Below are 20,798 nucleotides of genomic sequence, written 5' to 3' on the forward strand. Positions count from 1 at the left end.
CAGAGTCAATCGACAGACCGCTGCTTTACGCGCGCATTCATGAGCGGAGCCATGTTTTGCCGAGCGTTTGTTTAGTTAAAAAATAAATCATACTCACCGGCCCCACAGGGGGTCTCACGTCACATAACGCGACACCCGCACACGGCCGGGCCGCGTGCGGGTGTCGTGGAGAAGCGGTGGGGATGCCGCGGATCAGCCTCCGGCGACCGCCGGAATGATGGAGACCTGAACGCCGGACGGCGTGGCCGTGTCAAGGTTCTCCGCAAAACGGACGTCCTCATCCCCGACATAGACATTGACAAAACGCCGGATCTTGCCCGTTTCGTCGAGGATGCGAGCGCCGATGCCCGGGAAGTCGGCGTCGAGCCTATGCAGAACCTCGCGCAGCGTCGCCCCTTCTCCACTCACCTCCGAGGAGCCATCGGCGTAAGTCCGGAGAATCGTCGGAATCCGCACAGAAACGCTCATATTTCAGTACCTTTCATGAATTTCTAGGCGATAGCCGTACGGAATGCGTCGAGAGACGGGCGGATGACGGCGGTGGGACGCGCCTGGTCCGCCACCGCGTCGAGGGTCTTGAGACCGTCGCCGGTGTTGAGCACCACGGTCTCGGCGTCGGGGTCGATCTGCCCCGAGGCGACCAGCTTGCGCAGCACGCCGACGGTGACCCCGCCCGCGGTCTCGGCGAAGATCCCCTCGGTCCTGGCCAGCAGCCGGATCGCGTCGACGATCTCGGCGTCGGTGACGTCCTCCACCGCGCCGCCGGTGCGCCGGGCGATGTCCAGCACGTAGGGGCCGTCCGCCGGGTTCCCGATCGCCAGCGACTTGGCGATGGTGGCGGGCTTCACCGGGCGGATCACGTCGTGGCCGGCCTTGTAGGCGGCGGAGACCGGGGAGCACCCCTCGGCCTGGGCGCCGAAGATCTTGTACGGCTTCTCCTCGACGAGGCCGAGCGCGATCAGCTCCTTGAAGGCCTTGTCGATCTTCGTGAGCTGGGAGCCGGACGCGACCGGGATGACGATCTGGTCGGGGATCCGCCAGCCGAGCTGCTCGGCGATCTCGTAGGCCAGGGTCTTGGAGCCCTCGGCGTAGTAGGGCCGGAGGTTGACGTTGACGAAGCCCCACTTGTCGCCCAGTTCGTCCCCGATGAGCTCGGAGCAGAAGCGGTTGACGTCGTCGTAGGTGCCCTCGATGCCGATCAGCCTGCCGCCGTACACCGACGCCATGACGATCTTGGCCTGCTCCAGGTCCGAGGGGATGAACACGCAGGCGTCCAGCCCTGCCCGGGCGGCGGCGGCGGTCACCGCGCCGGCCAGGTTGCCGGTGGAGGAGCAGGACAGGGTGTGGAAGCCGAAGTTCCTGGCCGCCTCGACGGCGATGGCCACCACACGGTCCTTGAAGGAGTGCGTGGGGTTGCCGGAGTCGTCCTTGACGTGCAGCGAGCGCAGGCCCAGCTCGCGCGCGAGGTTGCCGGCGTCGACGAGCTTGGTCCAGCCGGGGTTCATGTTGGGCTTGGCGGCCACGTCCGCCGGGACGGGCAGCAGGGAGCGGTAACGCCAGATGTTGGCCGGCCCCTCGGCGATCTGCTCACGGGTCACGCGCCCGAAGTCATAGGCGATCTCCAGGGGCCCGAAACACTCGATACAGGCGAAGTCGGGACCGAGGTCGTAGCGGGCACCGCACTCGCGACAGGACAGAGCCACGGCGGGGCCGAAGTCGATCGAGGTGGTGGGGGTTTCAGTGCTTGCGAGCGCCATGAAGCGAGGCCTTTCCCTCATCTTCGTCTGCGACCACCCTGGCCACAGACCGGAATTGGCACCTGTCCCGGCCGACCTCGTCAGATCACGAGTCTGGAACCGGGAGGGTTGCCGGGGCTTCGCAGGGCCGGTCCCTCCACCCCTCTGGATGAGCAAATATTCAGTTAGGACCTGACGAGCAGGTCTTACGCACTCTACCTCGCCTCCCCGCCGTCCTGACCAGATGTCTCACCCTTCGAGATGTGACGTGTTACCTGCCGGACAGTCTCGCCAGGGTCGCAGGCCGTGAAACGCACCGCCCGCACCCCTTCACCTCGTACGGCCGGCCGGACCGTCACCGTGGTCATCCTGCTCACCCCGGCCGAGAGCGCCTCCCTCCCGCATACGCGAGCCTGCGCTGTCCCCTGACGGCCGAGGAGCGCAGAGAGCTCCGCGCCGGGTGGGTGATCGTCGGCCGACCACCCACTTGGCGCGGAGCTCCGTCCTTCTTGTCCGCACCTCCGAGTGATCCACAGGTGCGGTCAAAACGGCCCGGCCGGGCTACGGCGCGCTGTATCCCAGGGTGTAGGTGCCGGAGCCGCTGTAGGCGGCCACGAGGTAGCGGTAGTAGCCGGCGGTGCCGGTGTAGCTGATCTTCTCGTTGGGGGTCGGGCCGTTGGAGGTGGCGACGGTGGCCCAGGTCCGGCCGTTCCACTTCTGCAGGTAGAGGTCGAAGTCGGTGCCGACGGGGCCGTTCAGGCAGCCGGAGTGAACACCGCCGGCGATCGACCGGTAGTACAGGTTGTTCGGCTGATAGGCGGATCGGCCGCTGGTCAGGGCGCCGGTGACGGTCTTGGAGTAGCCGGTACAGGTGACGCCGGTCGGCGGGGTTGGCGGCGTCGGCGGAGTGACGCCGCCGCTGGTCACCAGGGTCAGGCCGTAGGTGGTGAGGATCGGGCCGACCGGCTGGAAGTAGGTGGTGCCACCCGAGGTGCAGTCGCCGGAGCCACCGGAGGTGACCCCCTGGGCCTGGTCGACGGAGATGAAGGAGCCACCGGAGTCACCTGGTTCGGCGCAGACGTTGGTCCGGGTCAGTCCGGAGATGGTGCCCTGCGGATAGGTCACGCTGGTGTTCTGCTGCTGGATGGTGCCGCAGTGCCAGCCGGTGGTCGAACCGGACCGGCAGACCGACGCCCCTTCGATGGCCACAGTGGAGCCGGCGACGTTCACCGTGCCGCCCGTGCCGTTCTTCACCGATGGTTTGGGCGTCCAGTTGCCGTTCACCGCGACCCAGGAGAAGTCGTTGCCCGGGAAGATCGACGCCTGGAAGACTCCCTGGGCGACCTGGTTGACGCCGGCCGTGGTGTCACCCGCCTTACCGCAGTGGCCGGCGCTGACGAAGCCGTTCTGGGTCCCCTTCGTCACCGAGAAACCGATCGAGCATCGTTCCGTGTCGCCGATGTAGTAAGCGTCGCCTCCCACCAGATCGAAGAGGGGCTGGGGTCGCTCATTGGACGACACCACCAGCACCGCGACCGGGTTCAGCTCGGCGGCCTCGATGACGGACTCGGTTGCCGCAGGCGTCTCGGACAGGATGACGACCTTGTTGATTTTCACGTCGATGTAGCGCACCCGCCCGTTGGGGTGAGCGGACAGCGCCGCGTTGACCTCTTTGGCCGTGTCGTTGAGTTGCGCCAGCGACCGGCTGACGACCTCGGCTCGGGCCCCCAGAGCGACGATCCGGGGAACGTCCTCTTGGCTGGTGGTGGCGACCACGAGGGACTGCGCGAGGTCTCCCGCGAACCAGGAGCCGCCAAAACGGTCACCGAGTCTTCTGCGGAGTTCCGCCGCGGTGGGTGTCAGGCGGATCTCGTTGAGCAGGCGGGTCTGGGCCTGCTTCCTGGTGAGGTGGAGATCACGCTGGAGCGCCTCCAGCATGCCCGGCGGCGGCTTGCGCGCGGCCGCAGCGGCCGCGGTATCCGTTGTCAGGGAGTAGGCGGCGGCCGGAGCGGCCGCCGCTGTCAGAGCGGCGATCGCCAGAACGCATCCCATGACGGCGGTGTATCTGCGGGGCATCGGTCTCTCCTCGACCTCGGCTTTCGAAGCAAGAGGGGGGAGAGCGCCTCGTATCACACGTTGATCATGCGATACGGGCACCATCACCTTAATCCAGCTGTTGCCGATCAAGGCCGCAAAAACCACACGCCACGCGGACAACGATTCCCCGCCAAACCCACCGGGGTGCAGACCGCGGACACTGCCGTCGCGGCTGGGTCAGGAAACGACCGGTGCGGCGGGGAGGATGTGGAACCCGCACAGCTCACGCCGCCTTGTGCCCCAGGCTGTAAGGGCCGGAGCCGCTGGCGGCGGTCACACGGTAGCGGTAGAAGCCGGCCGTACCGGTGTAGGTGATCTTCTCGTCGGGATAGGGGCTGTCGGCGGTGGCGACGGTGACCCAGCTCCGGCCGTTCCACTTCTGCAGATAGAGATCGAAATCAGTGACATCGGTGGCGTCCAGGCAGGCGGAGTGGACGCTCCTGGTAATCGTTGTGTAGTAACGGTCGTTCGGCTGATTGACCGACTTGCCCGCGGTCAGCGTGCCGGTGATGGTGTTCGGGTAGCCGGTGCACGGGTTCGCGCCCGTGATCGGCGGGTTGGGGATGACCGTCAGGGTCAGGCCGTAGGCCGAGAGGATCGGGTTGACCGGCTGGAAGTAGGTGACTCCCCCCGCGCTGCAGTCGCCGGAGCCGCCGGAGGTGACTCCCTGCGCCTGGTCCACCGAGATGAAGGAGCCACCGGAGTCGCCGGGCTCGGCGCAGACATTGGTCCGGGTCAGCCCGGAGATGGTGCCCTGGGCATAGGTGACGCTGGTGTTGCGCTGCCGGACGGTGCCGCAGTGCCAGCCGGTGGTGGAGCCCGACCGGCAGACCGACGCCCCCTCGATGGCCGCCCTGGAACCGGCGACGTTCACCGTGCCGTCCGTGCCGTTGTCCACCCACGGCCTGGGGGTCCAGTTGCTGTTCACCGCGACCCAGGAGAAGTCGTTGCCCGGGAAGGTCGACGCCTGGAAGACACCCTGCGCGGCCCGGTTGAAACCGGTCGTGACTTTGCCCGCCGTGCCGCAGTGACCGGCGCTGACGAAACCGTTCTGGTCGCCGTGGGTCACCGCGAAACCGATCGAGCAGCGAGCAGTGACGCCGATGTAGTAAGCGTTACCGCCCACCAGGTCGGAGAGGAGCCGGGGTTGCTCGGTGGACTGCACCGCCTGCACCAGGGTCGTGTTCACGCCACTGGCCTCGATGAGATCCTCGGTTGCCAGGGGATCTGCTGTGAGGATGACGATCCTGTTGTTCTTCACGTCGATGTAGCGCACCTTCCCCCCGGTCGCCGGCAGGGAGGTGTTGACCGTTTCCAACGCCTCGTTGAGTTCGGTAAGCGGCCGCTTGACGACCTCACCCCGGGCGCCGGTGGCGATGATCTGGGGGAGGTCGGCGGGGTCGGTGGTGGCGACCACGAGGGTCTGCGCGACGGTTCCCACGAACCAGGAACCGCCAAAACGGCCACCGAGCTTCTCGCGGAGCTGCGCCTCGACCCCGGCCAGGCGGATCTCGTTGAGCAGGCGGGTCTGGGCCTGCTCCTTGCTGAGATTGAGATCACGCTGAAGCGCCTCCACCATGCCCGGCGGCGGCTTGCGCGCGGCCACAGCGGCCGCGGTATCCGCGGTCAGGGAGTAGGCGGCGGCCGGAGCGGCCGCCGCTGTCAGGGCGGCGATCGCCAGAACGCATCCCATGACGGCGGTGTATCTGCGGGGCATCGGTCTCTCCTCGACCTCGGCTTTCGAAGCAAGAGGGGGAGATCGCCCCGCATCACACGTTGATCATGCGATACGGGCACCACCACCTTAATCCAGCTGTTGCCGATCAAGACCGCAAAAACCACACGCCACGCGGACCACGATTCCCAGCCAAACCCACCGGAGCGTCGCGCCCAGCGATGATCCTCGATCGGCTCCGTCGTCTCTCCCCCGCCGTCCCATCAAGGCAGAAGCCGTGGGCGTCACGCGCAGACGGTGCCCGGGCAACTCGGCGGAGGGCGAGAGGAAGGCGAGAGGAGAAAGTCGGATCACGGTGCCTTGTAGCCCAGGAGGTAGGGACCGGAGTGGCTGAAGGAGGTGACGCGGTAACGGTAGTAGCCGGCCGCACCGGTGTAGTTGATCTTCTCATCGGGGTTCGGGCTCTCGGAGGCGGCGACGGTGACCCAGCTCCGGCCGTTCCACTTCTGCAGGTAGAGGTCGAAGTCGACGCCGTCGACGCCGTCCAGGCAGGCGACGTGAGCGCCGTCGGCGGTCGACCGGTAGTACTGGTTGTTCGGCTGGTAGACGGATCGGCCGCTGGCCAGCGCGCCCTCGGCGGTGTGCGGGTAGCCGGTGCAGGTGCCCGTGCTCGGCGGCGGAGGATTGCCTGCGATGGTCACCAGGCTCAGGCCGTAGGTCGTGAGGATCGGGTTGACCGGCTGGAAGTAGGCGACTCCCCCTGCGTTGCAGTCGCCGGAGCCGCCGGAGGTGACTCCCTGCGCCTGGTCCACCGAGATGAAGGAGCCACCGGAGTCACCGGGTTCGGCGCAGACATTGGTCCGGGTCAGCCCGGAGATGGTGCCCTGGGCATAGGTGACGCTGGTGTTGCGCTGCTGGACGGTGCCGCAGTGCCAGCCGGTGGCGGAGCCCGACCGGCAGACCGACGCCCCCTCGATGGCCGCCCTGGAACCGGCGACGTCAACGGTGCCGCCGCTGCCGTTGTCCACCCACGGCCTGGGGGTCCAGTCGCCGTTGACACTGATCCAGGAGAAGTCACCGACCGGGAAGGTCGACGCCTGGAAGACTCCCTGCGCGGCCTGGTTGACGCCGGCCGTGGTGTCACCCGCCTTACCGCAGTGACCGGCGCTGACGAAACCGTTCTGGGCGCCGTGGAGCACGGCGAACCCGATCGAGCAGCGGGTCGTGCTGCCGACGTAGTAGGGGTCGCCGCCCACCAGGTCGGAGAGGGGCTGAGGCCGTTCGATGGACGACAGCACCCGCACCGCGACCATATCCACGTCGGAGGCCTCGATGACGGCCTCGGTCGCCGCGGGCGCGTCAGACAGGACGATGACCTTGTTTGTCCTCACGTTGACGTAGCGCACCAGCCCGTTCGAATGGGCGGACAGGATCGCGTCGACCTTGTCGAGTGTCGCGTTGAGTTGTGCCAGCGACCGGCTGACGACCTCACCCCGGGCTCCCGCGGCAACGATCCGGGGAACGTCGGCGGGGTCGGTGGTGGCGACCACGAGGGTCTGCGCGACGGTTCCCACGAACCAGGAACCGCCAAAACGGTCACCGAGTCTTCTGCGGAGCTGCGCCTCGACCCCGGTCAGGCGGATCTCGTCGAGCAGACGGGTCTGGGCCTGCTCCTTGCTGAGGTGGAGATCACGCTGAAGCGCCTCCACCATGCCCGGCGGCGGTTTCCGCGCGGCCACAGCGGCCGCGGTATCCGCGGTCAGGGAGTAGGCGGCGGCCGGAGCGGCCGCCGCTGTCAGGGCGGCGATCGCCAGAACGCATCCCATGACGGCGGTGTATCTGCGGGGCATCGGTCTCTCCTCGACCTCGGCTTTCGAAGCAAGAGGGGAGATCACCCCGCATCACACGTTGATCATGCGATACGGGCACCACCACCTTAATCCAGCTGTTGCCGATCAAGACCGCAAAAACCACACGCCACGCGGACGGCGATTTCGGACGAGGCCTACCAAAGCGCTCGACCCCTTGTCCGGACGGGAACAACCGGAACGCTCCCGCCCCACAGCCGGGTGGGATCGGCTCCGGTCCCACCCGGGGAAGCTCCGTGACGCCCTCGGAAGGGATCAGAACCCGTAGGCGTCGCCCAGCGCGCCCTGGACGTATTTGCGCGCCTGGTGGATGCGCGACTTGGCGGTGCCGAGCGGGATGCCGAGCTGCTCGGCCACCTCGTTGTAGTCGAGCTGGCAGATGTCGCGGAGCACCAGCGCCTGGGCCAGCTCGGGCTTGTCGGCCTCCAGCGCCTCCATCGCGTCGAGCAGGTCCAGCCGGGAACCGGCGATCACACTCACCCGGGCGACGTCGGGCTTCTGCAGGGGCAGCTCGTCGGAGGTCTGCTCGGCCGCGCGCCGCTTCAGCGAGCGGTAGGTGGTGCGGGCGCAGTTGGCCGTCACGATGTGCAGCCAGGTGGTGAAACGGGCACGACCCTCGAAGCGGCCGATGTTGCGGGCCACCGCCAGCAACGTGTCCTGGCACGCCTCCTCGGCGTCCTGCCGGTAGGGAAGGATCCGTCCACAATGTCGCAGGACATCCGGCTCGATCCGCCTCAGCAACTCGCCCAGCGCGCGATGATCGCCTTGGGCGGCCACCCGAGCCAGTTCCTCGGTCGTCTCGTCCAGCGCCATCACGAGCCCCCATCAGCGGTCACAGTCACTCGACATCCTATGGTCGAGGGCTGTTTTTGGTTAATCTTCGGGGCAAGCGCGTCCCAAGGCGAGGGGTATCCATGAACGCCGTCCTGGTGGCCTCCAACCGAGGCCCCGTCTCCTTCACCCTCTCCGAAGACGGTTCCCTGAGCATGCGCCGGGGAGGTGGCGGCCTGGTGTCCGGTCTGGCCGAGGTGGCCAAAGACCTCGACATGCTCTGGGTCTGCGCCGCGCTGTCCGACGGCGACCGCAGTGCCGTACGGCTGACGTCCGGTGGCCGGCTCGACCACTCCGGCTACGACACCGGGGCGGTGCGGATGCTCGACATCCCTCCGACGATCTTCCACCGGGCCTACAACGCGGTGGCGAACTCCACCCTCTGGTTCATCAACCACCTCCTCTACGACACCCCCAACAGCCCGCAGTTCGATGCCAGGTTCCGTCGTGAGTGGGAGTCCTACCGGGCCTACAACGAGGCGTTCGCGATGGCGCTGGCCGAGGAGGCCGCGCACGGGGCGAAGGTGATGGTGCAGGACTACCACCTGGCTCTCGTCCCGGCCATGCTGCGCAGCGAGCGGCCCGACCTGCGGGTGGCCCACTTCTCGCACACCCCGTGGGCGCCGCCGGAGTATTTCCACCTGCTCCCCGACGACGTCACCGTCGAGCTGCTCGAAGGCATCCTGGGCGCCGACCACGCGGGGTTCCTGACCGCGCGCTGGGCCGGGGCGTTCATGGACTGCTGCGAGGCGGTGCTCGGAGCCGAGGTGGACCGGGTGGGCCGTACGGTCACCCACGCGGGGCGGACCACCCACATCGGCGTGCACAGTCTCGGAGTGGACGGCGAGGCGCTCTGCGCGCGGGCCTCCGAACCCGACGTGGAGTCGCACATGGCCGCCCTGCGCGACCAGGTCGGCGACCGCAGGCTGATCGTACGGATCGACCGGACCGAGCTGTCGAAGAACATCGTCCGGGGCCTGGCCGCCTACCGGGAATTCCTGGCGGCCCACCCCGAGTGGCACGGCAGGGTCGTGCACCTCGCCTTCGCCTATCCCTCCCGGCACGATCTGCCCGAATACCGCGAGTACACCGCGGCGGTGCAGCGCTGCGCCAAGGAGATCGAGGACCAGTACGCCACGGAGGACTGGGCTCCGGTGATCCTCAACGTGAACGACGACTACCCGCGTTCGCTGGCCGCCTACCGGCTGGCCGACGTGCTGCTGGTCAATCCGATCCGCGACGGCATGAACCTGGTGGCCAAGGAGGGCCCCATCCTGTCTCCGCGCAGCGCGCTGGTGCTGTCTCGCGAGGCGGGTGCCGCCGCCGAGCTGGGCGAGCACGCGCTCCTGGTCAACCCCTACGACGTCTCCGCCACGGCCACCGCCCTCTACGAGGCGCTGGTCATGCCCGAGGAGGAGCGTGCCCGCAGGGGCGCCCTCCTGGCCGCCGCCGCCACGGCGCTCCCCCCACGGCGCTGGTTCTCCGACCAGCTCGCCGCCCTCGGCGACCACTGAACACCCCGCCGCCAGGGGAACGCCTCCCCGAGCCCGCACACCACTCGGAAAACATCTCTCAGAAGCCCCGGCAGTCCCTCACCGCCCCGGACCGATCCCCTGGTCTCCCGGCGCGCCCTCAGCCCCCGGCGGTCTGGCGTTCGATGGCGTCGGCGATCGAGCCGAGCAGCTCCATCACCCCGGCGGGCCCGTCCACGACGATGTCGGCCTCCACGGAGATCTCGGCCGACCCGCTGAACACCGTCACGCCGGGCAGCCCGGACGCCCGGACGGCCGCGAAGGCCGCCAGGTCCCCCAGGTCGTCCCCGGCGAACAGCACCGACCGCGCCGCCCGTTCGCGCAGGAAGGCACTGAGCGCCACTCCCTTGTCCATCCCCGAAGGCCTCAGCTCCAGCACGAACTTGCCCGGCTCGACCGTCAGGCCGGCCTCGGCGGCCAGCTTGGCGACCGGCTCGCGCAGTGCCTCCAGCGTGGCCTGCGGGTCGGCGGCCCGCCGGGTGTGCACGGCCACCGCCCGCTCCTTGTCCTCGACACTGGCCCCGTCGACCGTGGAGACCAGCCGGGACAGCTCGGCCCGGACCCTCGCCAGGCCCGGGTGGACGGGCGGCGCGGTGAGCGTGCCCGCCTCCCAGCGTTCGAGCCCGTAGTGGCCGAGCACGACCAGACCCGGGACGCCGGCCAGCGAGCCGTACTCGACGGCGGTGGCGGCCGGGCGTCCGGTGATCACCGCGATGGCGCCGACCAGCCCGCCGAGCCTGGCCAGCACGGCGGGACCGTCGGGGTGGATCCTGGCCGACGCGGGGTCGGGCACGATCGGGGAGAGCGTGCCGTCGAAGTCGAGCCCGATCACCGCCCCCGCGGGATCCTCCAGGATCGCTCGCAGTCCGTCGGGAGTGTTCATGGTGGCTCGGCCCTTTCTCCGCTCACCGGGCCCGCTCCCCTGCGGGATAGGCCCGGCCGATTGTCTGACTGGCCGTACCCGGAGACCGGAGACGCAATCAGGGACGCGAGCCCTTCCGGCGGGCGGCGCGGGCGCGGCGGCGGGTCTCACGGAGCCGTAGCAGGCGCTTGACCAGCATCGGATCGTGGGCGAGCGCCTCGGGTCTGTCGATGAGCTCGCCGAGCAGCTGGTAGTAACGGGTGGCCGAGATGTCGAAGGCCTCGCGGACGGCCTGTTCCTTGGCTCCCGCATGGCGCCACCAGCGGCGCTCGAAGGCGAGGAGCTCCCGCTCCCTGTCCGTCAGAGCCCGCGCGGGTGGTCCCTGGCCGGCACCGTCACCGTCACCGGGGGTCGGCGCAGCGTCCATCGCGATGTCCTCCTCGGTCGGGCACGGAATGATCACACCCCGTACGCACGGCCCGCTGCCAGGATAGTCGGGAATTTCAGACCGTTTGCGACGCATGCCGTTCCGGCTGTTCATGTGGGAGACAGGGACGTACAGTCACCGATGTGACCTCTGCCATCACCCTTCTCACTGACTACGGCCTGGAGGACGGCTACGTCGCCGCCTGCCACGGTGTGATCGTCTCGATCTCGCCGGAGTCGCGGATCATCGACGTGTGCCATCTGGTCCCGTCCGGGGACGTACGGCGCGCCGCCGCGATCCTGACGCAGACGATCCCCTACTTGCCTCCCGGCGTGCACATCGCCGTGGTGGACCCCGGGGGCGGCTCACGCCGGGCGGTGGCGATCGACGCGGGCAAGCACGTGTTCCTCGGCCCGGACAACGGCGTGCTGTCGTGGGCGGCCCATGCCTGCGGCGCGAAGACGGCCTACGAGCTGACCAACGAGGAGCTCTTCAGGAGACCGGTGTCGCCCACCTTCCACGGACGCGACATCTTCGCGCCGGTGGCGGCGCATCTGACGGTCGGGCACGGCCTGACGGAGCTGGGACCGGAGATCCCGATGGAGCGGCTGGTCTCGCTCCCCACGCCGACCTCGCTGGTGCGCGAGGGCATGGTGGAGGGCGAGGTGCTGTCGGTGGACCGTCACGGCAACACCCAGCTCTCGGTCGGTGCGGCCGACCTGGCCACGCTCGGGGTGCGGCCGGGCGCCACCCTGGTGGTCTGGCTGGGCAGGAGACAGATCTCGGTGCCCTTCAGGGAGACGTTCGCCGCGGTGCCTCCGGGCGACATGGTCGCCTTCGCCGACTCGGCGGGGCTGATCGCGCTGGCGGTCAACTCCGGTGACGCCGCCCAGCGCCTGGGACTCCCTCCGGGAGCCCATGTGCGGCTGTCCCTCGCCCCCTGACCGGGGATCACCTGGCTGACCTGCGATGACGGGTCGGAGCGGAGACGCGTCGGACGGGTGGAGCACAGCTCAGCCCCGCGGTCAACCAAGGTTCGCCATGCTCTTGGGGCACGATCATTACTGTTGGCCGACCATTCCGACACCACTTTGAGGCATGTCGATGGATAGTCTCACTCCCGTTACTTTCAGTAGCCGCGCAAAAACGGACAGTTTCGGTCCACAAAATTGCCGCGGTTTCCTTTCGGGGGGAAAACCAATGATTCGTCGTCTTCTCATCACCTCTGCGTGCGTCGGCATCGCCATCGTCGCACCGGCCGCCGCCGCGTCGGCAGCCACGTCCGCGACCTCGTCGAAGGCCGCGACCTCGTCGAAGGCCGCCTGCTGCGGCGGCGGCATCGTCGCTCCCACGGCCGTCGTCGTTTCCAGCGCCTACTGCGCACCGACCGCCGTCGTCACCTCCGGTGTCTGCGGCGGCGGCGTCTACGGTGGCGGCATCTACGGTGGCGGCGTCTACGGTGGCGGCGTCTACGGCGGCGGCATCTACGGCGCCAACTGCTACGGCGGCGGCGTCTACGGTGGCGGCGTCTACGGCGTCGGCTACCGTCGCGGCTTCGGCGGCGGCTTCGGCGGCGGCTACGGCTACGGTGGCGGCCGCGGCTTCATCGGCAACGGCAACATCGTCAGCGGCGGCAGCGGCTTCGGCCACGGCGTCGGCGTCGGCGGCCTCGTCGGCATCGGCGGCATCAACGCCAACGTCCTCGGCAGCCAGATCGGCGGGTAACCGCAGTAGGTAGCAGGTAGTAACAAGCAGGAGGGTGCCGCTTCCACACGTCACGTGTGGAGGCGGCACCCTCCTGCGTTCTCGGGCCTTTCGTGTCCGGCCCTCCTACACGTGCACCACGTCGTGGGTCTCGGCGAAGTGGCAGGCGCTCGCGTGCGCGGTGCCCGGCCGGATCTCCAGCAGCGGCTCCTGTTCGGCGCAGATGTCCTGCGCCTTCCAGCACCTGGTGCGGAACCGGCACCCCGACGGCGGGTTGGCCGGCGACGGCGGGTCACCCTGGAGGATGATCCGCTCACGCCGCTCCCGGCCGTCCGGGTCGGGCACCGGCACCGCCGACAGCAGCGCCTGGGTGTAGGGGTGGGCCGGGCGGTCGTAGATCTCGGTGTCCTTGCCGAGCTCGACCATCTTGCCCAGATACATCACCCCGACCCGGTCGGAGATGTGGCGGACCACCGACAGGTCGTGGGCGATGAAGATGTAGGCGAGGCCGAACTCGTCCTGCAGCCGCTCCAGCAGGTTGATGACCTGGGCCTGGATCGACACGTCGAGCGCGGACACCGGCTCGTCGCAGACGATGATCTCGGGCTGGAGCGCCAGACCTCGGGCGATGCCGATGCGCTGGCGCTGACCGCCGGAGAACTGGTGCGGGTAGCGGTTGATGTGGTCGGGGTTGAGGCCCACGACCTCCAGCAGTTCCTGCACCTTGCGGCGGCGGTCCCCCTTGGGGGCGACCTCGCTGTGGATCTCGTACGGCTCGCCGATGATGTCACCCACGGTCATCCGGGGGTTCAGCGAGGTGTACGGGTCCTGCATGACCATCTGGATGTTGCGGCGGACCCGCTTGAGCTCGGCCCCCCTGGCCTGGGCGATCTCCCGGCCGTTGATCTTCACCGAGCCGGAGGTCGGCCGCTCCAGTGCCATCAGGACCTTGGCCAGCGTGGACTTGCCACAGCCGGACTCGCCCACGATGCCGAGCGTCTCACCGCGCCGCAGGTCGAAGGAGACCCCGTCCACGGCCTTGATCGCGCCGACCTGCTTCTTCATGACGATGCCCTGGCTCAGCGGGAAGTGCTTGACCAGGTCGCGGACCTCAAGGATCGGCTCACCCGTGGCTGCCATCGAGGACCTCCCTCCAGTAGTGACATGCACTGCTGCGCGTCGGGCCGATCTCGTAGAGAGGCGGCGCCTCGGTGACGCAGTTGTCCTGACGGTAGGGGCACCGGGGGTGGAAAGCACAGCCCGAGGGCATCGCCAGCAGGTTCGGCGGCATGCCCTTGATGGCGTACAGTTCCTGGCCCTTCTGGTCGACCCGGGGGATCGAGTCCAGCAGCCCCTTGGCGTACGGATGGGCCGGTGCCCGGTAGATGTCGTGCACGAGGGCGTTCTCCACGATCCGCCCGCCGTACATGACCGCGATCTTGTCGGCGACGTCGGCCACCACGCCGAGGTCGTGGGTGATGAGGATCAGGCCCATGTTGCTCTCGCGCTGCAACTCGGCGAGGAGCTCCATGATCTGCGCCTGCACCGTCACGTCGAGCGCGGTGGTCGGCTCGTCGGCGATCAGCACCTCCGGGTCGAGCGCGATCGACATCGCGATCATGATGCGCTGGCGCATGCCGCCGGAGAACTGGTGCGGGTAGTCGTGCACCCGCTGCTTCGCGCCGGGGATGCGGACCCGGTCCATCAGCTCGATGGCCTTCTTCTCGGCCTCGCGCCGGGAGACCCCCCGGTGCACCCGGAACATCTCACCGATCTGCGCCCCCACGGTGAACACCGGGTTGAGCGCGGACAGCGCGTCCTGGAAGATCATCGCGATCCGCTGCCCGCGGACCTGGGACCGGGCGTCCTCCGACAGCCTGAGCAGGTCCGTGCCCCGGAAGCGGATCTCGCCCCGGGGAACGCGGGCCGGCGGCATGTCGAGAATGCCCATGATCGCTTGCGCGGTCACCGACTTGCCGGAGCCCGACTCGCCGAGCACCGCGAGCGTCTCGCCGGGGTTGAGCGAGTAGCTGACCCCGTTGACCGCCTTGACGACGCCCTGCCTGGTGACGAACTCCACGTGCAGGTCGTCGACGGCGAGCAGGGGCTCGTCGCCCAGGGCTCCCCCGGCCGGCAACACCGACGTTGACGTCTTCTTCACAGGTCCCTTCCCTACCGCAGCTTCGGGTCGAGGGCGTCGCGGACCGCGTCGCCCAGCATGATGAAGGCCAGCACGGTCAGGCTCAGGAACAGCGCCGGGAAGAGCAGCGGTCCCGGAGCCTCCAGGAAGCGCTCACGGGCATCGGCGATCATGAGTCCCCACGAGATGTCCGGAGAGCGCAGGCCCACGCCGAGGAACGACAGACCGGCCTCGGCGGCGATGAACGTGCCCAGGTTGATCGTGGCGACCACGATCACGGGCGCGAGGGCGTTCGGCAGGATGTGCCGGAACATGATCCGCGGCGCGGAGGCGCCGAGCGCCCGGGCCGCGAGCACGTAGTCCTGGCCCTTGGCGGTGATCACCGCGGCCCGCATGATGCGGAAGGTCATCGGCCAGGTCAGCACCGCCAGCGCCAGCATGACGGTCCAGACGTTGCCCGTGCGGAAGACGGCCAGGATGAGCAGGGCGCCCAGGATCGACGGGATCGCGAAGAAGACCTCGGTGATCCGGGAGAACAGGGTGTCCACCGCGCCGCCCTTGAACCCCGCGAAGAGGCCGAGCAGTCCGCCGACCACCGCGGTGACGATCGTGGTCGACAGGCCGACCACGATCGAGTTTCGGGCGCCGTAGACCGTGCGGGCGTAGACGTCGCAGCCGAGGTTGTCGGTGCCGAACCAGTGGGCGCCGCTCATGCCCTTGCGGGCGTCGGCGAGCTGGCAGTTCGCGGCGTTGAACGGGTCCACCGAGGTGAAGAGCCAGGGAAGCACCGCCATGACGAGGAAGATGCCGATGAGCACGGCGGAGCCGATGAAGAGCGGGCGGCGGCGCAGGTCGTGCCAGGCGTCTCCCCACAGGCTCGCGGCCTTCTCGGGCCGGGCCTTCCTGCCGTGCTTGGCGCGCCCGGCGGACGGGGCAAGGGTGTCACTCATAGCGGATCCTCGGGTCGAGCACGGCGTAGAGCAGGTCGACGACCAGGTTGGCCAGGATGTAGATCAGCACCAGCACCGTCACGATGCCGACGACCACGGACTGTTCGCGCAGGTAGACCGAACTGAACAGCTGCTGGCCGATGCCGGGCAGGTTGAAGATCGTCTCAGTGATCACCGCGCCGCCCATCAACGTGCCGAGGTCGGCGCCCAGATAGGTGATCAGCGGGATCAGCGCGTTGCGCAGCGCGTGCCGGCCGACGACCCGGCGCCGGGGCAGGCCCTTGGCCACCGCGGTGCGGATGTAGTCGGCGCGCAGGGTCTCCACCAGGCTGGTCCGGGTGAGCCGGGTGAGATAGGCGATCGACACCCCGGCGAGCACGAAGCCGGGCAGCAGGTAGCTGCGCCAGCCCTCCGCCACGCCCGCGACGGGGAAGAAGTCGACGCCCAGCTTCACTCCCAGGAGCAGCTGGAGCACGAAGCCGGTGACCAGCGTGGGGACCGAGATCAGCACCAGCGTGGACGCGAGAACCAGCGAGTCCTGGGCCTTGCCGTGGCGCAGCGCCGCGTAGAGGCCGAGGCCGACGCCGATGATCGCCTCCATGACCAGCGCCATCAGGGCCAGGTTGATGGTCACCTGGAACTTGCCGGCCATGATGTCGGTGACCGGGATCCCGGCGAAGGTGGTGCCGAAGTCGCCGCGGAACAGGCCCACGAGGTAGTACCAGTACTGCACCAGGAACGGGTCGTTCAGGTGGTACTGCTCCCGCAGGATGGCCACGATGTTGGGGTCCATCCGCTTCTCGCCCGCCAGCGCCGCGATGGGGTCACCGGGCAGCGCGAAGACGATGGCGTAGATGAGCAGGGTGGCGCCCAGAAGAACAGGTATCGCCTGGATAAGGCGCCTGATGATGTAACGGCTCATTCAAGCCTCCCGTACATGCCTCGGGGCAGCCCCTCGCCAACCGGTTGGGGTGTGCGGTGCCGGGGGCTGCCCGAGGCAGTCCATGGGGCCGGACGCATGCGTCCGGCCCACAGCCATCCGTCAGGCGACCTTCTCGACCTGGGCCCACTCGACCTGGTTGAGGAGGTTGATCTTAACGCCCTTGACATGCTGAGAGAAGGCCGCGTTGATCCGGTAGAAGTACACCGGGATGTACGGCAGATCCTTGATCAGAATGTCGTCGGCCTGCTGGTAGAACTTCAGGCCGTCCTTCTGCGTCGCGGCGGCGTCGCCCTTCGCCAGGAGGCCGTCGAACTCCTTGTTGGACCAGCCGGCGTAGTTGGAGCCGGTCTTGATCGCGACGGTCGAGAAGACCGGGGTCAGGTAGTTCTCCGCGGACGGGTAGTCGATCGCCCAGCCCATGCGGAACATGCCGCTGTAGGTCTTCGCGTCGAGCTCGTCGAGGATCGCGGCGAACTTCTCGAACGGCTTCACCGAGACCTGGACGTCGAGGTTGGCGCGGAGGTTGTTGGCGACGGCCTCGATCCACTCCTTGTGCGGACCGTCGGAGTTGTAGCCCAGCTCCAGCGTCTTCGGGCCGTTCGCGGCGGCGTACTGCGCCTTGGCCTTGGCGGGGTCGTAGGTGCAGACCGCGCAGGCGCCCTGGCGGTAGCCGTCGAGCAGCGGGTTGATGAAGTCGTCGGCCGGGGCGCGGGTGCCCGAGAAGACCATGTCGGCGATCGTCTTGCGGTCGATGGCCATGGAGATGGCCTCGCGGATCCTGATGTCCGAGTAGATCTTGTTGTACTGCAGCGGGAAACCGATGTAGCCGACGCCGGCGTCGGCCTGGTCGATGTAGCGCTCGCCGAGCTCGGCCTTGGCGCTGGCGACCGCCGAGGGAGGCAGCGAGTCGTGGATGTCCAGGTTGCCGGCACGCAGGTCGTTGAACGCCGTCTCGGCGCTCGTGTAGAGCTTGAACTGCAGCTTGTCGAACTTCGGCTTCTCCCCGGGGAACTTGTCGTACCGGGTCAGATCGATCGTCTGGGAGGTGCCCTTGTTGTAGGGCGCGTCCATCTTGAAGTAGCCCTGCCCGACCGGCTGCTTGGCGTACGCATCGGTGATCTTTCCGTCGTCACCGAAGGCGGCCTTGGGCAGCGGGTAGAACGCCGTGTAGCCCAGCATCGTCTTGAACTGCGAGAACGGCTTGGTCAGGGTGACCTTGAAGGTGGTGTCGTCGACGGCCTTCAGGCCCTTCATCTCCTTGGTGGAGACGGTCTTGCCCTCGCCCGGGTTCAGGTCGGCCCAGCCCTCGACGCGGCTGAAGAAGCCGTTGGCGCCCTGGGCGTTGTCCTGGTTGGCGGCGTAGTTCCACGCGTCGACATAGTTCTGCGCGGTCAGCGGCGTGCCGGCGTCGTCCTGCCAGCTGTAGCCCGGCTTGAGCTTGATCGTCCACACCTTGTTGTCGGTCGTCTTGATCGACTCGGCGACGTCGTTGACGACCTGCTTGTTCTCGTCATAGCTCACCAGCGGGGCGAAGACGGCGCCCAGCACCTCGGCACCCTCGGACTCGGTGGTGTCACCGGGGTAGAAGAGCTTCTGCGGCTCACCGAGCTCCATGCGCACGGGCTGGCCGGCCGCCGCCCCACCGGTGGAGCTCTCGCCGCCGCACGCGGCCAGCCCGAGAGCGAGCAGTGCGGTACCAGCGATGATCCGTGCGCCGTTAGTAACGCGCATTGTGGTAATTCCTCCCTTTACAGGTGGACGTCGCCAATGAGTTCCCGAAGCCTGGACAGCCAGGGGGGAGGATGTTGTGGTCCCCCTGTCCCCTCCGTCCCGGCCAAGGGGCTGACGCCACACCAGTCGGACGCGACTATTCCGCACTACTCCACATCGAAATGTCTCTGTGATGTTGCAGTTCGGTCACGCGGATGCCAGTTAGGTGCTATACGTCTACCAACTCGGCCGGCCCAAGCCCCCAGGAGGACCACAAGTGGACATAGGGGCCCATGTAGGGCGTGAACGGTCACGTCAAAATACCTCTCCACCGGCAGTGCTCGCGTCCTGTTGCCTGCAGATGGCTCCCACCTGGGCTAACGTTGACCCGGTCGCGGGGGGGCCGGAGGTTCGTCGACGAAACACACAATTGCCCTGGAACCTCTTCCGTGGAGATCCCGTCCAATGTGTGCGGCGGAGCACCGCCGGAAGCACTTCAACCACTCGCATCCAATAGAGTCCTTGCCATGAGCCAGCCGGAATCCGCGATCGCGGACGCCCAGGCGGGCGGCCCGAGTAACGGCACCCCAGACAAGGGGCAAGAGCCGCTGGCCAAGCTCGCCGAGCGTTACGGACTTCGGCGTGCCATCGCACGCCCCAGTCTGCCCGTCTACCTGCGCCAGTTGTGGGAACGACGGCACTTCGTCATGACCTACGCGACCTCGCGTAACGTCTCGAAGTACAGCAACTCAGCCATGGGCCAGCTCTGGCAGGTCCTCACCCCGCTGCTCAACGCGGCCATCTACTTCCTGATGTTCGGCCTGATCCTCGGCGCGAGCAAGGGCATCGAGCACTATCCCGCGTTCCTCATCACCGGGATGTTCGTCTTCACCTACACCCAGCGCTCGGTGAGCAGCGGCGCCAAGGCGATCTCCGGCAACCTGTCGATGATCCGCGCGCTGCACTTCCCCCGCGCGGCACTCCCGCTCGCCTACACGATCCAGGAGTTCCAGCAGCTCCTGATCTCGATGGGCGTGCTGGCCGTGCTGGTGCTGATCATCGGCGAACCGATCACCTGGTTCTGGCTGCTGGTCCCGGTCGCCCTACTGCTGCAGACGATGTTCAACATCGGCGCCAGCCTGGTGCTGGCCCGCGTCGGCGCCACCGCCCGCGACCTGAACCAGCTCCTGCCGTTCATCACGCGCACCTGGCTCTACGCCTCCGGCGTCTTCTTCTCGATCCAGGACAAGATCGTCGTACAGGCTCACCTGCCCCAGTGGGTCGCCGACCTCATGTATGCCAATCCCGCCGCCGCCTACATCGAGCTGATGCGTGACCTGCTCATGCAGTCGCATGACGTGCAGCCGTCGGCGTGGGTTTGGTCCGTCTGCATATTCTGGGCCGTGTTCGCCCTGATCGGCGGCTTCTGGTACTTCTGGCGAGCCGAGGAGAAGTACGGCCGTGGCTGAGTTGACCGAGGAGCTGCCCCAAGTGAAGGCTGAGGAACCCGGCGTCCCGAGCACGGACGTCAGGGTGCACCCCAACCCGGAACCCGTCGGCAACAGCCGTACGGGCACTCCGACGGTCATCGTGGACGACCTGCACATCATCTACCGCGTGTACGGCGCGGCCACCGAGGCTGAGAAGGGTAACGCGGCCAACGCCCTCATGCGCCTGGTCAAGCGCCAGGGCCGGCCGCAGATGAAGGAGGTCCACGCCGTCCGGGGCGTCTCCTTCGTGGCCCAGCACGGCGACGCCATCGGCATCATCGGCCGCAACGGCTCCGGCAAGTCCACCCTGCTGCGCGCCATCGCCGGGCTCCTGCCCCCGCACTCGGGCGCCGTCTACACCGACGGCCAGCCCTCCCTGCTGGGCGTCAACGCCGCGCTGATGCGCGAGCTCACCGGCGAGCGCAACATCGTGCTCGGCTGCTACGCGATGGGCATGAACCCCAAGCAGGTGAAGGAGAAGTACGAGGAGATCGTCGACTTCTCCGGCATCGGCGAGTTCGTGCAGTTCCCCATGTCCACCTACTCCTCCGGCATGGGTGCCCGCCTCCGCTTCGCCATCGCCTCCGCCAAGGCCCACGACGTGCTCCTCATCGACGAGGCCCTGGCGACCGGCGACCGCGACTTCAAGCGCAAGAGTCAGGAACGGATCAAGAAGATGCGCGACGAGGCCGGCACGGTCTTCCTGGTCGCGCACAACCTCGACGTGATCGAGGAGACCTGCAACCGGGTGATCTGGCTGCACAAGGGAAAGATCAAGATGGATGGCGACCCGAAGGCGGTGCTCGCCGCCTACAACAACGTCTGAGACGCCT

18 protein-coding genes and 1 riboswitch are annotated in these 20,798 nt (G+C 68.0%); of the genes, 5 read left to right on the plus strand and 13 right to left on the minus strand.

All coding sequences use genetic code 11. The annotated features are described in order from the left end of the window. Window positions 1-192: 192 nt before the first annotated feature. The 6 genes from FHR32_RS11450 to FHR32_RS11475 all read right to left on the minus strand — a co-directional run bounded on the left by FHR32_RS11450 (window position 193) and on the right by FHR32_RS11475 (window position 8,189). Window positions 193-468 carry a MoaD/ThiS family protein gene (locus tag FHR32_RS11450; RefSeq protein WP_184754295.1) on the minus strand — a complete coding sequence of 92 codons (276 nt, stop codon included), beginning with the start codon at window positions 466-468 and terminating at the stop codon, window positions 193-195. A gap of 23 nt (window positions 469-491) precedes the next feature. After that, a complete protein-coding gene (gene thrC, locus FHR32_RS11455; protein WP_184754296.1) occupies window positions 492-1,757 on the minus strand; it encodes a threonine synthase in 1,266 nt (421 codons plus the stop codon). 14 nt (window positions 1,758-1,771) lie between these two features. Continuing rightward, window positions 1,772-1,912, minus strand: a riboswitch (SAM riboswitch). Between the two features lie 385 nt (window positions 1,913-2,297). Next, the gene (locus FHR32_RS11460) at window positions 2,298-3,812 is read right to left on the minus strand and encodes a S1 family peptidase (protein ID WP_184754297.1); all 1,515 of its coding nucleotides are present in this window, start codon (window positions 3,810-3,812) and stop codon (window positions 2,298-2,300) included. Between the two features lie 244 nt (window positions 3,813-4,056). Beyond that, window positions 4,057-5,550 (minus strand): S1 family peptidase, encoded by a 1,494-nt coding sequence (locus FHR32_RS11465; RefSeq protein WP_184754298.1) that lies wholly within the window; start codon window positions 5,548-5,550, stop codon window positions 4,057-4,059. Window positions 5,551-5,858: 308 nt separating this feature from the next. Further along, entirely contained in the window at window positions 5,859-7,358 is a 1,500-nt protein-coding gene (locus tag FHR32_RS11470; RefSeq protein ID WP_184754299.1) for a S1 family peptidase, read from the minus strand. Between the two features lie 273 nt (window positions 7,359-7,631). After that, complete coding sequence (locus FHR32_RS11475) at window positions 7,632-8,189, minus strand: RNA polymerase sigma factor (protein WP_184754300.1); 558 nt, start codon at window positions 8,187-8,189, stop codon at window positions 7,632-7,634. A gap of 101 nt (window positions 8,190-8,290) precedes the next feature. On the opposite strand from FHR32_RS11475, the gene FHR32_RS11480 reads away from it, so the two are divergent. Next, window positions 8,291-9,721, plus strand: a complete 1,431-nt coding sequence (locus tag FHR32_RS11480; protein WP_184754301.1) for an alpha,alpha-trehalose-phosphate synthase (UDP-forming) — start codon at window positions 8,291-8,293, stop codon at window positions 9,719-9,721. Between the two features lie 118 nt (window positions 9,722-9,839). Here the strand turns inward: FHR32_RS11480 and otsB are convergent, their stop codons facing one another. After that, entirely contained in the window at window positions 9,840-10,622 is a 783-nt protein-coding gene (otsB, locus tag FHR32_RS11485) for a trehalose-phosphatase (protein ID WP_184754302.1), read from the minus strand. A gap of 97 nt (window positions 10,623-10,719) precedes the next feature. Next, window positions 10,720-11,028, minus strand: a complete 309-nt coding sequence (locus FHR32_RS11490) for a DUF3263 domain-containing protein (protein ID WP_184754303.1) — start codon at window positions 11,026-11,028, stop codon at window positions 10,720-10,722. A 143-nt stretch (window positions 11,029-11,171) separates the two neighbouring features. Between FHR32_RS11490 and FHR32_RS11495 the strand changes: the two genes are divergently transcribed. Both FHR32_RS11495 and FHR32_RS11500 read left to right on the plus strand, forming a co-directional pair. Beyond that, window positions 11,172-11,972: an SAM hydrolase/SAM-dependent halogenase family protein gene (locus tag FHR32_RS11495; RefSeq protein WP_184754304.1), complete on the plus strand. Its 801-nt coding sequence runs from the start codon at window positions 11,172-11,174 to the stop codon at window positions 11,970-11,972. 256 nt (window positions 11,973-12,228) lie between these two features. Beyond that, window positions 12,229-12,753, plus strand: a complete 525-nt coding sequence (locus FHR32_RS11500) for a hypothetical protein (RefSeq protein ID WP_184754305.1) — start codon at window positions 12,229-12,231, stop codon at window positions 12,751-12,753. A gap of 105 nt (window positions 12,754-12,858) precedes the next feature. Here the strand turns inward: FHR32_RS11500 and FHR32_RS11505 are convergent, their stop codons facing one another. The 5 genes from FHR32_RS11505 to FHR32_RS11525 all read right to left on the minus strand — a co-directional run bounded on the left by FHR32_RS11505 (window position 12,859) and on the right by FHR32_RS11525 (window position 18,496). Next, window positions 12,859-13,872 (minus strand): ABC transporter ATP-binding protein, encoded by a 1,014-nt coding sequence (locus tag FHR32_RS11505; RefSeq protein ID WP_184754306.1) that lies wholly within the window; start codon window positions 13,870-13,872, stop codon window positions 12,859-12,861. Further along, entirely contained in the window at window positions 13,856-14,893 is a 1,038-nt protein-coding gene (locus FHR32_RS11510) for an ABC transporter ATP-binding protein (RefSeq protein WP_312882264.1), read from the minus strand. Before FHR32_RS11510 ends, FHR32_RS11505 begins: the two co-directional genes overlap by 17 nt. 11 nt (window positions 14,894-14,904) lie before the next feature. Then, window positions 14,905-15,822, minus strand: coding sequence for an ABC transporter permease (locus tag FHR32_RS11515; protein ID WP_184754307.1), 918 nt, complete (start codon window positions 15,820-15,822; stop codon window positions 14,905-14,907). Then, window positions 15,815-16,744: an ABC transporter permease gene (locus FHR32_RS11520; protein WP_184754308.1), complete on the minus strand. Its 930-nt coding sequence runs from the start codon at window positions 16,742-16,744 to the stop codon at window positions 15,815-15,817. Before FHR32_RS11520 ends, FHR32_RS11515 begins: the two co-directional genes overlap by 8 nt. A 120-nt stretch (window positions 16,745-16,864) precedes the next feature. Then, window positions 16,865-18,496: a peptide ABC transporter substrate-binding protein gene (locus FHR32_RS11525; RefSeq protein WP_184754309.1), complete on the minus strand. Its 1,632-nt coding sequence runs from the start codon at window positions 18,494-18,496 to the stop codon at window positions 16,865-16,867. Between the two features lie 506 nt (window positions 18,497-19,002). On the opposite strand from FHR32_RS11525, the gene FHR32_RS11530 reads away from it, so the two are divergent. Then, window positions 19,003-19,944, plus strand: coding sequence for an ABC transporter permease (locus FHR32_RS11530; protein ID WP_184754310.1), 942 nt, complete (start codon window positions 19,003-19,005; stop codon window positions 19,942-19,944). Then, the gene (locus FHR32_RS11535; protein WP_184754311.1) at window positions 19,937-20,791 is read left to right on the plus strand and encodes an ABC transporter ATP-binding protein; all 855 of its coding nucleotides are present in this window, start codon (window positions 19,937-19,939) and stop codon (window positions 20,789-20,791) included. Before FHR32_RS11530 ends, FHR32_RS11535 begins: the two co-directional genes overlap by 8 nt. Window positions 20,792-20,798 lie beyond the last annotated feature (7 nt).

The sequence above is a fragment of the Streptosporangium album genome (assembly GCF_014203795.1).
Lineage (GTDB): Bacteria > Actinomycetota > Actinomycetes > Streptosporangiales > Streptosporangiaceae > Streptosporangium > Streptosporangium album.

Excerpts from the sequence above, each read along its gene's own strand:
- thrC (WP_184754296.1), bottom strand. The coding sequence starts at position 1,757 with ATGGCGCTCGCAAGCACTGAAACCCCCACCACCTCGATCGACTTCGGC.
- FHR32_RS11480 (WP_184754301.1), top strand. The coding sequence starts at position 8,291 with ATGAACGCCGTCCTGGTGGCCTCCAACCGAGGCCCCGTCTCCTTCACC.
- FHR32_RS11520 (WP_184754308.1), bottom strand. The coding sequence starts at position 16,744 with ATGAGCCGTTACATCATCAGGCGCCTTATCCAGGCGATACCTGTTCTT.
- FHR32_RS11500 (WP_184754305.1), top strand. The coding sequence starts at position 12,229 with ATGATTCGTCGTCTTCTCATCACCTCTGCGTGCGTCGGCATCGCCATC.
- FHR32_RS11525 (WP_184754309.1), bottom strand. The coding sequence starts at position 18,496 with ATGCGCGTTACTAACGGCGCACGGATCATCGCTGGTACCGCACTGCTC.
- FHR32_RS11490 (WP_184754303.1), bottom strand. The coding sequence starts at position 11,028 with ATGGACGCTGCGCCGACCCCCGGTGACGGTGACGGTGCCGGCCAGGGA.
- otsB (WP_184754302.1), bottom strand. The coding sequence starts at position 10,622 with ATGAACACTCCCGACGGACTGCGAGCGATCCTGGAGGATCCCGCGGGG.
- FHR32_RS11470 (WP_184754299.1), bottom strand. The coding sequence starts at position 7,358 with ATGCCCCGCAGATACACCGCCGTCATGGGATGCGTTCTGGCGATCGCC.
- FHR32_RS11450 (WP_184754295.1), bottom strand. The coding sequence starts at position 468 with ATGAGCGTTTCTGTGCGGATTCCGACGATTCTCCGGACTTACGCCGAT.
- FHR32_RS11460 (WP_184754297.1), bottom strand. The coding sequence starts at position 3,812 with ATGCCCCGCAGATACACCGCCGTCATGGGATGCGTTCTGGCGATCGCC.
- FHR32_RS11530 (WP_184754310.1), top strand. The coding sequence starts at position 19,003 with ATGAGCCAGCCGGAATCCGCGATCGCGGACGCCCAGGCGGGCGGCCCG.
- FHR32_RS11515 (WP_184754307.1), bottom strand. The coding sequence starts at position 15,822 with ATGAGTGACACCCTTGCCCCGTCCGCCGGGCGCGCCAAGCACGGCAGG.
- FHR32_RS11505 (WP_184754306.1), bottom strand. The coding sequence starts at position 13,872 with ATGGCAGCCACGGGTGAGCCGATCCTTGAGGTCCGCGACCTGGTCAAG.
- FHR32_RS11465 (WP_184754298.1), bottom strand. The coding sequence starts at position 5,550 with ATGCCCCGCAGATACACCGCCGTCATGGGATGCGTTCTGGCGATCGCC.
- FHR32_RS11475 (WP_184754300.1), bottom strand. The coding sequence starts at position 8,189 with ATGGCGCTGGACGAGACGACCGAGGAACTGGCTCGGGTGGCCGCCCAA.